Origin of the sequence: Nocardia sp. NPDC088792, from assembly GCF_044750615.1 — a bacterium.
Taxonomy (GTDB): Bacteria; Actinomycetota; Actinomycetes; order Mycobacteriales; family Mycobacteriaceae; genus Nocardia.
The window spans coordinates 1586047-1599122 of the sequence record NZ_JBIVKC010000003.1; the positions used below are offsets into that span (position 1 = coordinate 1586047).

A 13076-nucleotide genomic window follows, 5' to 3' on the forward strand; every position below is an offset into this window, starting at 1 on the left:
CGAAAATACTCAGTGGGTTGGGTGCATGTCGCCGAAATTCAGAGCCGTCATCAGGCCGAGGTGGGCTAGGACTATGGCATGGAGTTCTTCTGCTATCACCGCGACCGGCCCGGCTCCGTAGCACTGCGCCACGATCTGGGAGAAAAGCACTGGTCCTATATGGATCGGTACGCGAAAACGATGATCGCGCGGGGCCCGACCTTCGCCGACGACGGCGACATCCCCACCGGCAGCGTGCATATCGTCGACCTGCCCGATCCCGTCGCCGCCCGCGCGTTCGCCTTCGACGAGCCGAACTACCAGGCCGGCGCGTACCGGGATGTGCTGCTGCGCCGGTGGCGCAACACGCTTGGGCGAACCATGTGGGACTTCCCCGGCGGCCGGACCGGCGGCAACCGGTACCTGGTGCTCGGCCTCGGCACGGGGAAGGCCGCCGACCTCGCCGTGCCACCCGGCCAGGACGAGCTGATCGCCTACGGGCCGCTGCTGTCCGACGACGACACCACCTGGCTGGGAACGGCGGCGCTGATCCGGGCGCCCGACCCGGACACGGCACGCGCCATCCTGACACCCGATCGGTACGCCGACATCGAGGTGCACAACTGGCAATTCGGTGGACGGCCTTAGGAAACGTCGTCCGAGAAGAGCATCAAGACGGGCTCGCCGAGCTGATCGAACAGCTCCGCGTCCGAACACTGCGGTCACTCTTTCGGAGCGGCCGCAGTGCTGCGGCAGTTCTCGTCGAAACCTCTCCTGCCCAACACGTCTCGTGTTCGCGGTCGGATAACGGTAAGCACTGAAGAGATGCGCGTCTGGTATTCCAGCCGAAGATCATGATCGACGGCTGAACTGGATACGATCAAGCGGTGGAGTATGAAACGTGGTTCTGGGGGAACATCCGGGTAGTGGTTGCAGACCCGACACTTCCAGCGGACCCCCTCAACCCGTACTCGAATTTCAAGCTTATTGACGACGGGCCGCCCGTAGCCCACGCCGTCGCCCCCGGAAGCAGCCGACCCGACTGCGGTGCCGAGAAGCTCCTTCCCCACGGATTCCCTTGGTCGCACCCGATTCCCGAGCACTGGACGCGCTGTTCGGTCTGTGTCGGCTTGCACCCTCTCTAGTTGGGCTCAACTTGTTCTCCCCATCATCGCCGGGCTACAACCAGCCTCGGCGCGGGCGCGCATAGCGGGGTTTCAGCACGTAGTGGTAGATGGCACGAATCGGGGCCGGCAGGAAGTCGAGCATCTTGGCCTGTGCGTCGGCGGGTGCGTCGTCGAGCACCCACGGTAGGTACTCGGTTACGGCGCGAAGTCCGTTGCGTTTGCGCATTTCCGTGCCGAATGCCGCCCATCCGGGCCCGCCGACGGTGCGATCGATGAGCGGTAGCGCCACCTGTTCCTCGTGGGTGAAGTGCGTATCGAGGGCTGCGGCCAGGGCGTCCACCTCGGACCGCAAGCCCTGGCCGCCGTTGGAGGTGGCGATGCCGGATTCCACCGTGGCCAGCAATTCCTCGATGCCCTCGTGTTCGGTCTCCATATCGTCGAGAATCGCCAGGTCTGCCGGGTCGGTGGCCGCTGCACGCACCAGCGGCCACAGCGCGGCATCCTCGGTGCTGTGATGCCGGTCGAGCTGGCGGCGCAACGTCTCCCATCCGATCCGCACCGACGGCTCAGCGAGGCGGCCCTCGGAGGCGGCGGCCGTGAGGCGTATCAGGTCGCGCATGCAGGCGTCGTGGGCCAGATACATTCCGAAGAAGTCGATTGTCGTGGTTGGTCTGTGGCTGTTCATGGTCATCTGCAAACCGTTCTCGTTGAAACTCTTTGGGCTACTGCATGTTCAGAGCCGCCCGCTCACGGCATGACCGCGCTCGTGCTCGATCGTGACAGGCGACGCGTAGTTGACTCGAACCTGCAGCGGCGCAAGCTCTTTGGCCGGATGGCGACTCATCCCGACCGCCCTTTAATTTAGTCAGACTGACTGTATGAATAAATCAGCTTCGCCAGGTACTGTCAAGGCCATGAGCCCACGCCAATACAACCTGGGAAAGCGCACCGCCCAGATCGAGCAGAGTCGCCGGCAGGTTCTCGATGCCGCCCGGGCACTGCTGGGCGAGGCCGACAGCTACACCGGATTCACCCTGGATGCGGTAGCCAAGCGCGCCGACGTCTCCCGCGCCACGGTCTACTACCAGTTCGGGTCGAAAACGGGCCTGCTGGAAGCGGTCTGCGATGATCTCGGCGTAGCGGGCGGCCTATCCGAACTGGTCAAAGCGTTCACCAATCCCGCACCACTCGCGGCGCTCGCCGAATTCATCGCCTGCTTCGCGCGATTCTGGCAGGCCGACCGCCCCGCCATGCGACGACTTCGCGCCCTCGCCGCCCTCGACGCCGAAGTCCACGCCGTCATCAGCGCCCGCGACGAGCGGCGCCGCGAAGGCTTGGCGGTATTGTCCGCCCCCTTCATCAATGCCGGCACGAACCCGCCGGAAGAAAGCACCGATCAACAGGTACGTATCCTGCTGGCACTCACCAGCTTCGAGACATTCGACACCATGGCCGGACCGGACGGCGACCTGTTCGACGCCGTCCCGGTGATCACCGGGATCGCGGCCACCGTACTCGGAGCAAACACAGACGAAGATTCGGACCCACTGGGGTCGGTGCAACATCACGGAAGATGAACGGGCCGTGAGGCATCCGATGCAGCCGAACACACTCCCCTGTCGCGTTGAGTGTTTCGTCCTCGCCAGCCCCCGTTATCCGCGTGCTCCGCTCGGCCGATCCGAAGCTACGCACGGCCAGTCCAGACGACGCGCTCTGCGCCATCCGGGACCGGCCCTACGATTTCATCGTGGCGCACGTGTGAGTGGATAGGTCGCCCAACGCAATTCGATACCGTCCGGCGAGCTCGTCACGACGAGCAGCTCACCTTGCAGGCGCCCGGCGACGGCACGCAACCGTCCCGGTGCCTCGACGGCGAAACGGGTATCGGTGGTGGCCGGACTGGAAGCAAGGTGGGCGTGCAGGCCGTCGTGACACCACCGGAAGATGACCTCCTCCGATTCTGACCACCAGCCGCCGAGCAGCGCCATCATCTCCTCCGGACATGGGGGTGCGGGTCGCCACACAGGTGCCGGCGGTGCGGGTCGCGCAGCGATCGCGTCGAGCGTGATCTCCGCAGCGAGGTCGCTGAGAGTGATGCCGCGAGTGGAATTGGCGGCCGCGACGACGACCGTGGCACTGGTCCGGTCGATACTCACCGCTGCCTGAAATCCCGGCATGGAACCGGTGTGCCCGCTGAGCACACGATCGCCGTGCCGGTCGAGGATCAGTCCCAATCCCCAGCCACGCTTCCAGGTGCGGGTGTCCACCATGACCTGCAAGGTATGCATTGCATCGATCACCGCAAGCGGAACAACACCGGGTTCGCCGCCGCACAGTGCGTGCCCCCACCGCAGTAAATCGCCTGGCGTGGACCACATTTGACCAACGGCATCGACTGCGCCCAGATCCATGACCGGCTCACGGTAGACCATGTCGGCATAAGGATCGAGACGGTAACCGACAGCGGCATCGGCTGGCGTGGTCCAGCTCGTGCGGGTCAAGTCCAATGGCTCCAGCAGCGTCTGCTCGATAGCGGCTTCGCAGGACCGGCCGGTGACGTGTTCGATAATCTGCCCGACTACGGCGTACCCCAGGTTGGAGTAATGCCACCGCTGCCCCGGTTCGGCAACCAATTCGACCCGGTCGAAAGCCTCGAACAGTTCACGGGTGGACGGTCCACGCATGCTCTCCCACATATCCACCGGGACTTCCCGCGGCAGCCCACCGCTGTGGGACAGCAGCATCCGCAGCGGAAGGTGACCGAACGGGATCCCGGTGAGGTATCGGCCGACCGGGGCGTCGATATCCAGATCGCCCTGCCGCCACAGCGACAAGGCGAGTACCGCGGTGAAGGTCTTGGTGATCGAGCCGATGCGATAGCAGCTCTCACTGCTGGCGGGAACACCGTTCTCGAGATCGGCGAAGCCTGCCGATGCCTCGGCCACCGGCACTCCGCCGATACCGACCGCAACGGTGAGACCGGGTAAACGATTCGCGGACTGTTCACGCGCGACGCGAGCTGCCAGCTCCGACCCGAAATCGGTGTCCATATGCCCCTCCCCGACCCCGACCAGCATCTCACACAGCGCCGATGCGGACAGATTCATTGTTCGCATCATCGCTCTTCCTCACGGCACCGCCACCAGCCACGCTGAGAAGACATGCTGCACAAGGTATTGACGAGTCTCGAACCGGATCATGACGCTTGCGGCGCCGCCTCTGCGCCGCCAGGGCAGATCGAGCGGCAAACGTCGTTACTTAGGACGATGTCGACCCGAATCGACGAAACTGCGGGAGACTGGGGGCAGTTCGAGATCGAGCCACATACGTTAGGGGAGATCGTCATGCCCGAGCCTTCGTCCAGCTATCCGAGCGTGGCGCCGGTGGGGGTGGATATCACTCGCGCCAGCATCGCGCGCGTCTATGACGCGGCGCTGAACGGCAAGGACAACTTCGACATCGATCGGGCAGTGCTGGATCAGGTGCGGACCGTGGCGCCCGGCGTAGCCGAATTGGCTTGGGCCAACCGCGATTTCCTCATTCGAGTGAGCCGCTTCCTCGCCAGGGAGACAGGTATCGATCAGTACCTGGACTTGGGCTCGGGCCTGCCCACCGCCGAAAACACCCATCAGGTCGTGCAGCGGATCAATCCGGATTCGGCGGTCGTCTACGTCGACAACGACCCCATGGTGCTGGCTCACGCCCGGGCGCTGCTGGCCGGGCATCCGAACACCGACATCGGGGAGGCCGACATCTTCCGGCCCCTCGAGGTGATGAAGAACCACGAGGTCCGAGAGGGAATCGACTTCAGTCGCCCGCTGGCCTTGTTCCAGATCGGCACCCTGCACCACTACCTCGGCGAGGATGCGGACACGCTGATGCGCACCTACATCGACGCGCTGCCCTCCGGCTCGTATGTGGCCATCGCCCACTTCTACGATCCGGAACTCCCGGAATACAGTGAGCTGGCCCGCGCAATGGAAGACAAATTCGTCCACAGCCCCATGGGCTCGGGTCGCTTCCGCACCCGCGCACAGATTCAATCCCTCTTCGGCGACCTGTCCATGATCGAGCCCGGCCTGGTTCTCTGTGACAATTGGTGGCCCGACGGCCCGCGCCTGCGCACCCTCTCCGCCGTTCGCCACTGCATCCTGGGTGGCGTCGGCATGAAACGCTAGGCGCAGCTTCCAGCCATCAGAACCGGGTAGCCCACCAGCGGATTACTCTCCAAAAACGGACCGAGCATCTCATGGCCACCAGCGAACGCACGCCGAACTCCGAGTGCTTCGACCTGTCGATGGTGTGTGTAGCCGACGGGGTGTGTCGCGCCCAGGAGATCATCCCGAGTAGTTAACGTGCCTGGTGGTGGACGCGGTTGTGACCGAGCGCAGGAGGTTGGCATCGACGCGGCAGATGAATTCGATCGGGTGGTTATCGGCGCGGGGTTCGCTGGATTGCATTGCGCGGCGGCGTTAGCCGATGTCGGATGTCGGGTGGTGGTGTTCGAGCGCGATTCAGCCTTGATGAGCGGGGCCAGTCGCCACAATTGGGGGAGGATCCATCACGGCTGGCATTTCGCCGGCAGTCTGGCCACCGCGCTGGAATCGATTTCCTCGGCCTTCGACTTCCTCGACGAATTCGGTGACCTGCTGCACCTGGCTCCGCGGCGCACACGACCCCCCTCGTGGATCGCGGTGGCGGGCACCTCGTTCACATCCTGGGACAAACTTCTGCCCCGTGCTGAAGTGATGCGGGCGCACTATGCCGCCGAATGCGACCGACGCGCCACCACCTTCGGCCCGGCCGAAGAATTCTTCCGCCCGCTCGAACCCGCCGACTGGACCCCCTATCTCGACTCCGATCAGATCGTGGCGGCAGCGAGCACACTGGAACCGTTCGTCGATCTCGACGCGCTGGCCGCCCGCGTCATCGCGCGCGCTCGAGGGCACCGAAGGGTCAGCATCCGCACCGGCCACGAGGTCATCGATGCCCGTCCCGAAACACTCGGCGACCCTGATTCCCCGGTTCTGATCACCGTGCGCCGCGTCGATGGCAGCCTGAGCACGATCCGCGCGCACGGCGTGGTCAATGCCGCCTGGGCCTCGCGCGCGAAGCTCGATGAGGTGATGGCTCGACACTGCCGTGCAGCTCTGCCCGAGCCGCCTGCGGCCTACCGCCGCAAGGATTTCCTGCACGTGCGGCTGCCCGCCGTGCTGCGTAACCATCCGTCCTGCATGGTCATCCACGGCCCCTACGCTGTCTTCGCCAACCACGGAGACGGCACCGGCCTGCTCGATTACGCACCCGCCACGACCCTGGCTGCCGATTACGCCGAATTCTCCGATGGTGCCGACTTGCGCAGGTCCGTGGCGGACTCCCACCAGCTTGTAGATGAAATCCTTTACGGTGCAGAGCAATTCATTCCCGGCATTGCCGCCGCCACCCCGATCAGGGTCCATTCAGGCATCGTCTACAACCCCGGAGATGCCGACATCGACGACCCGACCACCGCGATGCATCACCGCCTCGGCACCGGGGTCAAGCTCGTCTCTCCGCGCTGGAGTTCTCTCGACACCGGCAAACTCTCCTGGGTACCGCGACTGACCCGCGAAGTCATCGCAGCCACCGGCCCACGTGTGAGACGGGCTGCTGCCCGGAGCATCTGACAAAGCCGATGATCGACCATAATTCCGGAGATGGCACGTGAATTTCGCTGAGCGAGTTAACGATACGGTCGGATGGGGCGACATCAAGACGACGATCCAGCGAAACCGCTGTAGAGCACACCGAATTGGGGATCATCCATGTTCAGACCCGCTCCGAAGGCATGCCATCGGTCCTCACGAGTCCGGGCTGTGATGGCTCTCGCTGTGCTTGCCGGCGTGGCCGCGATCAGTGGGTGCTCGACCTCGGCGACAACATCGGCTCCTGGTTCGTCGGTGGCCTCCAGCACCAGCTCGGTCACCGTCGCTCCGTCGCGCGATAACGGCGCGCCGGGCCCGTCCGGCGATCAGGCGGTGCCGTCGCAGGCACAATCTCCGAGCGTGCCAATGTCCGCCGAAACAACTGATCCGCAACCGGTTACGTCGGTGCCCACGACGACTGCCGCGGCGCCGACCGCAGACCATCCTGTTGCGGGCACGCCTTTCCCCGGCGAAGGCCTCACCGCACAACAGGCCTCCGATCTGCAGAACGCCGTGAACGACGGTCATCAACCCTGGCGCCTCGATGAGCTCCAGGTCGCAAAATCCTTCGTGCAAGCGCGATTCGGATGGGCCGACGCGCAGGCCAGGACCGGGCCTGTGGCGGCTTTCGTTATCGTCACCGGTCCGGACGGCAGTCAGGTTGCCGTGCACTGTGTCCAACCGGTGACGCAAGGCAGTCACGGCATCTGGGTTGTCGAGAGCGGAACCTGGAACTGACCCACTCGATACCCCCGCGTTGACGCTTGCTTCGGACTCCCGGCGCGGATCGGCCGGCCGGGCCGGCTCCTGTGATCTTCCGCGCCAACATTGCTGGTATCCGCGCGTACATTCGATAGCCTCCTTGCCGGAAATCCCCGACCGGTCTGCTGACACTCACGCTACCTCGCGGTTTTCACCCACCACATGCCCTGCCCGGATTCGGCGGGAGCCAGTTTCGGGCGTGGTGCGATGCGTTCGAGGCGGTAGCCGAGCCGCTCGGCAACCGCTGCGCTACGGGTATTGGCTGCGTCGCAATGGATTTCGACGTGGTCGACGCCGGGCAGGTGCAGGGCGATGCGGGTCAGTTCGGCGGCGCTGCGGGTGATCACGCCGCGGCCGGTGTGGTCGACGTGGCACCAGTAGCCGATCTCGAGCATGCGGGGGCCGACGCGATCGTGGATGCCGATGGCGCCGAGTACCGTGCCCGCGGTGTCGAAGATTCCGTAGTTGAAGCTGCCCGAGGCGCTGGGCCAGCTCGCGCCCATGGCGGCGTCGAATTCGCGTTGCTGTTCGAGGGTGATCGGGTGGGCGGCCCAATCCATCCATTGATGCAGGTGGTCGAAGGAGGCGGTGATCGCCTCGAATCGCGGGATCAGATCTGCCGGCGCCCAGCGGCGAAGTAGCAGATCTCCCAGTTCGATTCGCTGTGGCGGGGTGATGCCGGGTGAGAGTGCCGGTGACACTTCGATATCCATGACTTCGAACTTAATGATCGGCCGTGGAATCGGGGCCGTGCAGCGCGAGGATATCGGTGACGATCACCTCGGGTCCGCTGTCGCGGAACACATCCAAGCGCACGGCACCTATTTCCTGGATGATCGCTGGACCGTCATAAAGGGGAATGTCCGCCATCGATGTAGTCCCGAGCCAGAGGGTATGGATCTTTTCTTCGCCCGAAACATCTGCGCGCGAAAGAGTTCCGACCGGTCTGGCCGGAGGGTCCAGTACGAACACCAGGGGACGTTCGGGAGCATCCTGATCGTCACGCGGGACCCAAATGGGGAAACCCAGGTCGGCGTAGGGCCGGTAATGGTCATGCAGCTCCTCGGGAAGATGTCCACGCAGACCCACTCCGAATGGGCTGGCGCCCGAGCGCACCCAATCGGCCCGCCGATCCAATCGCAGGGGATTGCGCTGCGCTTCTCCCTTGTCACAGACCCACAACAATTCCAGGAAGATCGACCCGATATGCAGCCGCCGATTACGGGTCCCCTGCCCGGTATGGCGCATGCCCGCGTCCAGTTCGAGCCCCACCCCCGCGAGCCGGTCCGCCCAGTCATCGGCCGGATCGACCAGGCAGAACACGTGATCGAGCTGCATAGGCGCACGATACTCCGCGCTCGATGGGGGTCCGGTGGTTAACGCGGGACCACCCCGGTAGGGGGTTGCGATAGGGGTATAACAGGATTCGCGATCGAGACATCACGGACACCAAGATCAGTGTACGATCGTGCGACATTCGAATATGTTGCAACACAAGTTGTTTGAGTTCCGTATCGACGCGAACGCAGGGGGTTTGCGGGGGCAGGTTATCGAAGGAATTCATCGAACATGTCGTAGCGCAGGGGAAGCTCGCCGGCACGGTGTGGGTGCGAAGCGGTGATCGACCCGATCCGCAGAACCGAACGATGCCCGCACGAAGGAATCTCGAGTGTCTGTCATTTTCCCGGATCATCCAGCCGAGCTTTCCGCCACGCCAACCGATCTCGCCCTATTGCTGCGCTCCGCGCCGCCCGGGGCGCCCACCGACCGGGTACGACTACACGGCGGCAACGGGTTCCTGCTGTGGGCCGACCTGCCGTCCGTGCTCGTCCTGGGCAGTTCCGGCGGCGCCGGAACCACCACCACCGCGCTGGGCCTCGCGGCCGCCGCGGCCTACGACTACGGCGAACACTCCCCCGTCGTGGTCGATGCCACCCCGACCGGCGGTGACCTGGCCCGCCGCGGCTGCGACATCATCGACGCCGCCGGCACGGTGCAGAGCTGGCTCAATATGAGCCATCGCAGCCTGCCCTCGGCGGTACTCGATGCCTGCGGCGAGAACAGCGCCAGCGTCGGGGTCCTGCCACGCGGCCCGGAAGCGCTGCCCCGGCGCGAGAGCTACTCCTCGGTCCACCGCGATCTGTGCGAGGCCGGATGCCTGCCCGTCTACGACGGTGGCGCGCATGTCACCAATCGCATGGTCGCGCCGCTACTGTGCGATTCGCGGATCGCGCTGGTGATCACCGTGGCCGCGCGCGCGGACGCGATCAATCGGCTCAAACCCGCCCTCATCTGGCTCGACGACAATTACAGCCAATACCATCTGGCGGACTCGGTCATCGTCGTGACCAGGCAACATCCGTCGGACGGGCCGACCGTCGCCAACCACGCCCGCCGCTACCTCGAGGATGTGGTGCGCGCGGTGGCGGAAATCCCCTACGACACCCACCTCGCCGCGGGCGGGCCCGTCACCTGGTCGCGGATGGCGCAGTCCACCCGGGCCGCCTATCGCCAAGTCGTCAATCTGATGCGCTGAGTACTGTCGTATCTGCTTGCGCCCGTTCGTATAGGAGGTGAGCCCGGCTCGCCGCCGGGTGATCGCGGAACGGAGGACTCGTAGTGAAGCAGTACCTGATCAGCATCTATCAGCCGGATGGCGGCGCACCGCCGGCGAATATCGACGAGATCATGCGCGAGCTGGAACAGCTCAACGACGAGATGCGGGCGGCCGGGGCGTGGGTGTTCGCCGCCGGGTTGCACGCACCGAGCACGGCCACCGTGCTGCGGGCCAAGGGCGCGGACGTGCTCATCACCGACGGGCCGTACGCGGAAGGACGCGAGCATATCGGCGGATTCACCGTCATCGCGGCCGCCGACCTGGACGAGGCCCTCGAATGGGGGCGGCGGATGGCGCGCATCATCACGCTGCCGATCGAGGTGCGGCCGCTGCAGGATGGCTGAGTCGAGTTCGGGCGGAATGGATCTCGCCGCCATCGAAGGCGTGTTCACCGAGCATTACGGCCGGGCCGTCGCCAGCCTGATCCGTATCTTCGGCGATGCCGATATTGCCGAGGACGCGGTGCAGGACGCGTTCACCACCGCGATACAGCGCTGGCCCGAGGACGGTGTGCCGCCGAGCCCGCCGGGCTGGATCATCACCACGGCCCGCAATCGGGCGGTGGATCGATTGCGCCGCGAGGCCGCCCGCCAGGACAAGTACGCCCAGGCCGCGCTTCTGCACGCTCACGAGGAACGCGACGAGCACGGCGCGGTGGCCGACGATCGGCTGCGGCTGATCTTCACCTGCGCGCATCCCGCGCTGGCTCGCCCGGCGCAGGTGGCGCTCACGCTCCGGTTGCTGGGCGGGTTGTCCGTGCCGGAGATCGCGCGCGCCTTCCTGGTCTCGGAAACCACTGTGGGGCAGCGCATCACACGGGCCAAGGGCAAGATCCGCGATGCGCGTATCCCCTATCGGGTGCCCGCCGACGCTGATCTGCCCGCGCGACTGGATGCTGTGCTGGCCGTCGTCTACCTCATTTTCACCGAGGGGCACACCGCCACCGTCGGTGCGCAATTGATCCGGACGGACCTGTGCACGGAAGGGATTCGCCTGGGGCGGTTGCTGACCGAACTCATGCCCGGGGAGCCGGAGGTCATGGGGCTGCTGGCGCTCATGCTGCTCACCGATTCGCGCCGCGCGGCGCGTACCACCGTGGACGGGCGGCTGGTGCCGCTGCCGGAGCAGGACCGGCGGCAATGGGATCGGGCGCTCATCGCGGAGGGGCAGGTGCTGGTGCGAGAATGCCTGCGGCGCAATCGGCCCGGGCCGTACCAGCTTCAGGCGGCCATTGCCGCGGTGCATGCGGACGCGATCGAGGCCGCCGATACCGATTGGGTGCAGATCCTGCAGTTGTACGACCATCTGATGGCGATTGCGCCCAGCCCGATGGTGCAGCTCAATCGAGCGGTGGCCCTAGCGGAAGTGTCTGGGCCGGAGACGGCGCTCGCTGCGCTGGACGGGCTGGATTTGCCGGGAAGTCAGCTTTTCCACGCTGTTCGCGCGGATTTCCTGCGTCGGCTCGGTCGCAGCGCCGAGGCCGTCATCGCTTACGATGCCGCCATCGATCTCGCTCACAACGAGGTCGAGCGCGAGTTTCTGACGGCGCGGCGGCTATCGGTCACGGCCACAGGCACTGCGAACCGTCCATATCGATGACGGTTGACGATCTGTCTGGGACAACTCTTGTCCATGGTGGCCCACAGCGCTTACCGTTCCAAGGATGGAAACCACACCGCAGAGTGCAACGCTGCCTCTCCCCTCCGGCGTGAGCGGATTCGCCCGGCCCGAATACCAGCGGGCGGTCGGGATTTTTGCCCGGCTGTTCGGCGGGCGGACCGGCAACGGCGCCGGATTGGCCGTATATCGGGACGGCGAACCGGTTCTCGATATCTGGGCGGGCGCCGCGGACGAGGCGGGGACGCCATGGACCGGCAATACCGGCGCCATGATCTACTCCGCGTCGAAAGGTGTGAGCGCCACCGTCATTCACCGCCTCGCCGATCGCGGACTGATCGATTACAGCGCACCGGTCGCCGACTACTGGCCCGAGTTCGCTGCCGGCGGCAAGGGCTCGATCACGGTGCGGCAGTTGCTTTCCCATCGGGCCGGGCTCTCGGCGATACCCGCACGCTCGGCGGCCGAGGTGCTCGATCACCGCCTCATGGAGGAGCGGCTCGCGGCGGCGACACCGGATCACCTGCTGGGCAAGCCGATCTATCACGGGCTCACCATCGGCTGGCTGATGGCCGGGCTGGCACGCGCTGTCACGGGGAAGGATATGCGCGAGCTGTACCGTACCGAAGTCGCCGAGCCCCTCGGGGTCGACGGCATCCATCTCGGATATCCGCCCGCCGGATCACGCACCCAGGGAGCGGATCTCGTCGGTTCTGCGCGACCGGTGATGACCAGCCGCCTCGCCACACCCGTGGCCGGGTTCGCGCGCGCCCTGCCCGGACCCACCCGCGCACCACTGCGCATGATCTACGTGCCCGGCCTGGAAAGCATTTTCGCCGGAGACCAGCCGCCGATCCTGCATCAGACCCAACTGCCTGCCGGCAACGGTGTATGTACCGCCCGGGCATTGGCGAAGATGTATGGCGCGTACGCCTGTTACGGCCTCGTCGACGGGAAGCCGTTTCTCTCCACCGATACGGTGCGTGCGACGGCGAAGATCGAGACCTATCAGCTCGATCGTGCCCTAGCAGTTCCGTTCTGGCACTTGGGTTTCCACACCTTCCCGGCACCGCGGGCCTTGCACGGCTACGGCCATCTGGGCGCGTTCGGATCCGGTGGATGGACCGATCCGGGTTCCGGCGTCTCCGTGGGATTCGTGCACAATCGCATGTCCGCGGTCTGGGCGCCCCTCGATATGACATTGCTGGCCATGCTCGTTCCGAGCATCGTCAGATCCGCGCGGACCGCCGCGGAGCTTCCCGCGCGCACGACCGCGGCGTAGGGTGCCGA

The 13076-nt window shown here is 65.5% G+C and carries 13 protein-coding genes; 9 read left to right on the top strand and 4 right to left on the bottom strand.

Translation table 11 applies throughout. The features are described 5' to 3' along the window. Positions 1-78 precede the first annotated feature (78 nt). Complete coding sequence (locus tag ACIP5Y_RS25445) at positions 79-627, top strand: YciI family protein (RefSeq protein ID WP_400353395.1); 549 nt, start codon at positions 79-81, stop codon at positions 625-627. Positions 628-1158: 531 nt separating this feature from the next. Here ACIP5Y_RS25445 and ACIP5Y_RS25450 read toward each other — a convergent pair. Next, entirely contained in the window at positions 1159-1797 is a 639-nt protein-coding gene (locus ACIP5Y_RS25450) for a hemerythrin domain-containing protein (protein ID WP_400353397.1), read from the bottom strand. A gap of 223 nt (positions 1798-2020) precedes the next feature. Between ACIP5Y_RS25450 and ACIP5Y_RS25455 the strand changes: the two genes are divergently transcribed. Continuing rightward, the gene (locus tag ACIP5Y_RS25455) at positions 2021-2683 is read left to right on the top strand and encodes a TetR/AcrR family transcriptional regulator (protein ID WP_400353399.1); all 663 of its coding nucleotides are present in this window, start codon (positions 2021-2023) and stop codon (positions 2681-2683) included. A 165-nt stretch (positions 2684-2848) separates the two neighbouring features. Here the strand turns inward: ACIP5Y_RS25455 and ACIP5Y_RS25460 are convergent, their stop codons facing one another. Then, positions 2849-4213, bottom strand: a complete 1365-nt coding sequence (locus tag ACIP5Y_RS25460; RefSeq protein ID WP_400353401.1) for a serine hydrolase domain-containing protein — start codon at positions 4211-4213, stop codon at positions 2849-2851. A 237-nt stretch (positions 4214-4450) separates the two neighbouring features. On the opposite strand from ACIP5Y_RS25460, the gene ACIP5Y_RS25465 reads away from it, so the two are divergent. From ACIP5Y_RS25465 to ACIP5Y_RS25475, 3 genes are all read left to right on the top strand, one after another. Beyond that, entirely contained in the window at positions 4451-5284 is an 834-nt protein-coding gene (locus ACIP5Y_RS25465) for an SAM-dependent methyltransferase (protein ID WP_400353403.1), read from the top strand. A 249-nt stretch (positions 5285-5533) separates the two neighbouring features. Next, a complete protein-coding gene (locus ACIP5Y_RS25470; protein ID WP_400353895.1) occupies positions 5534-6772 on the top strand; it encodes an FAD-dependent oxidoreductase in 1239 nt (412 codons plus the stop codon). A 273-nt stretch (positions 6773-7045) separates the two neighbouring features. After that, entirely contained in the window at positions 7046-7528 is a 483-nt protein-coding gene (locus ACIP5Y_RS25475) for an acyl transferase (RefSeq protein WP_400353404.1), read from the top strand. Positions 7529-7689: 161 nt separating this feature from the next. Here the strand turns inward: ACIP5Y_RS25475 and ACIP5Y_RS25480 are convergent, their stop codons facing one another. Further along, a complete protein-coding gene (locus ACIP5Y_RS25480) occupies positions 7690-8265 on the bottom strand; it encodes a GNAT family N-acetyltransferase (protein ID WP_400353406.1) in 576 nt (191 codons plus the stop codon). A gap of 10 nt (positions 8266-8275) precedes the next feature. Continuing rightward, positions 8276-8875: a hypothetical protein gene (locus tag ACIP5Y_RS25485; RefSeq protein WP_400353408.1), complete on the bottom strand. Its 600-nt coding sequence runs from the start codon at positions 8873-8875 to the stop codon at positions 8276-8278. Positions 8876-9221: 346 nt separating this feature from the next. On the opposite strand from ACIP5Y_RS25485, the gene ACIP5Y_RS25490 reads away from it, so the two are divergent. From ACIP5Y_RS25490 to ACIP5Y_RS25505, 4 genes are all read left to right on the top strand, one after another. After that, complete coding sequence (locus ACIP5Y_RS25490) at positions 9222-10088, top strand: MinD/ParA family protein (protein WP_400353409.1); 867 nt, start codon at positions 9222-9224, stop codon at positions 10086-10088. 83 nt (positions 10089-10171) lie between these two features. Further along, on the top strand, positions 10172-10513 hold the full coding sequence (locus ACIP5Y_RS25495) for a YciI family protein (RefSeq protein WP_400353411.1): 342 nt from the start codon (positions 10172-10174) through the stop codon (positions 10511-10513). After that, positions 10506-11768 (top strand): RNA polymerase sigma factor, encoded by a 1263-nt coding sequence (locus tag ACIP5Y_RS25500; RefSeq protein WP_400353413.1) that lies wholly within the window; start codon positions 10506-10508, stop codon positions 11766-11768. The genes ACIP5Y_RS25495 and ACIP5Y_RS25500 overlap by 8 nt, the downstream gene beginning before the upstream one ends. A gap of 64 nt (positions 11769-11832) precedes the next feature. After that, positions 11833-13068, top strand: a complete 1236-nt coding sequence (locus ACIP5Y_RS25505) for a serine hydrolase domain-containing protein (protein WP_400353415.1) — start codon at positions 11833-11835, stop codon at positions 13066-13068. Positions 13069-13076 lie beyond the last annotated feature (8 nt).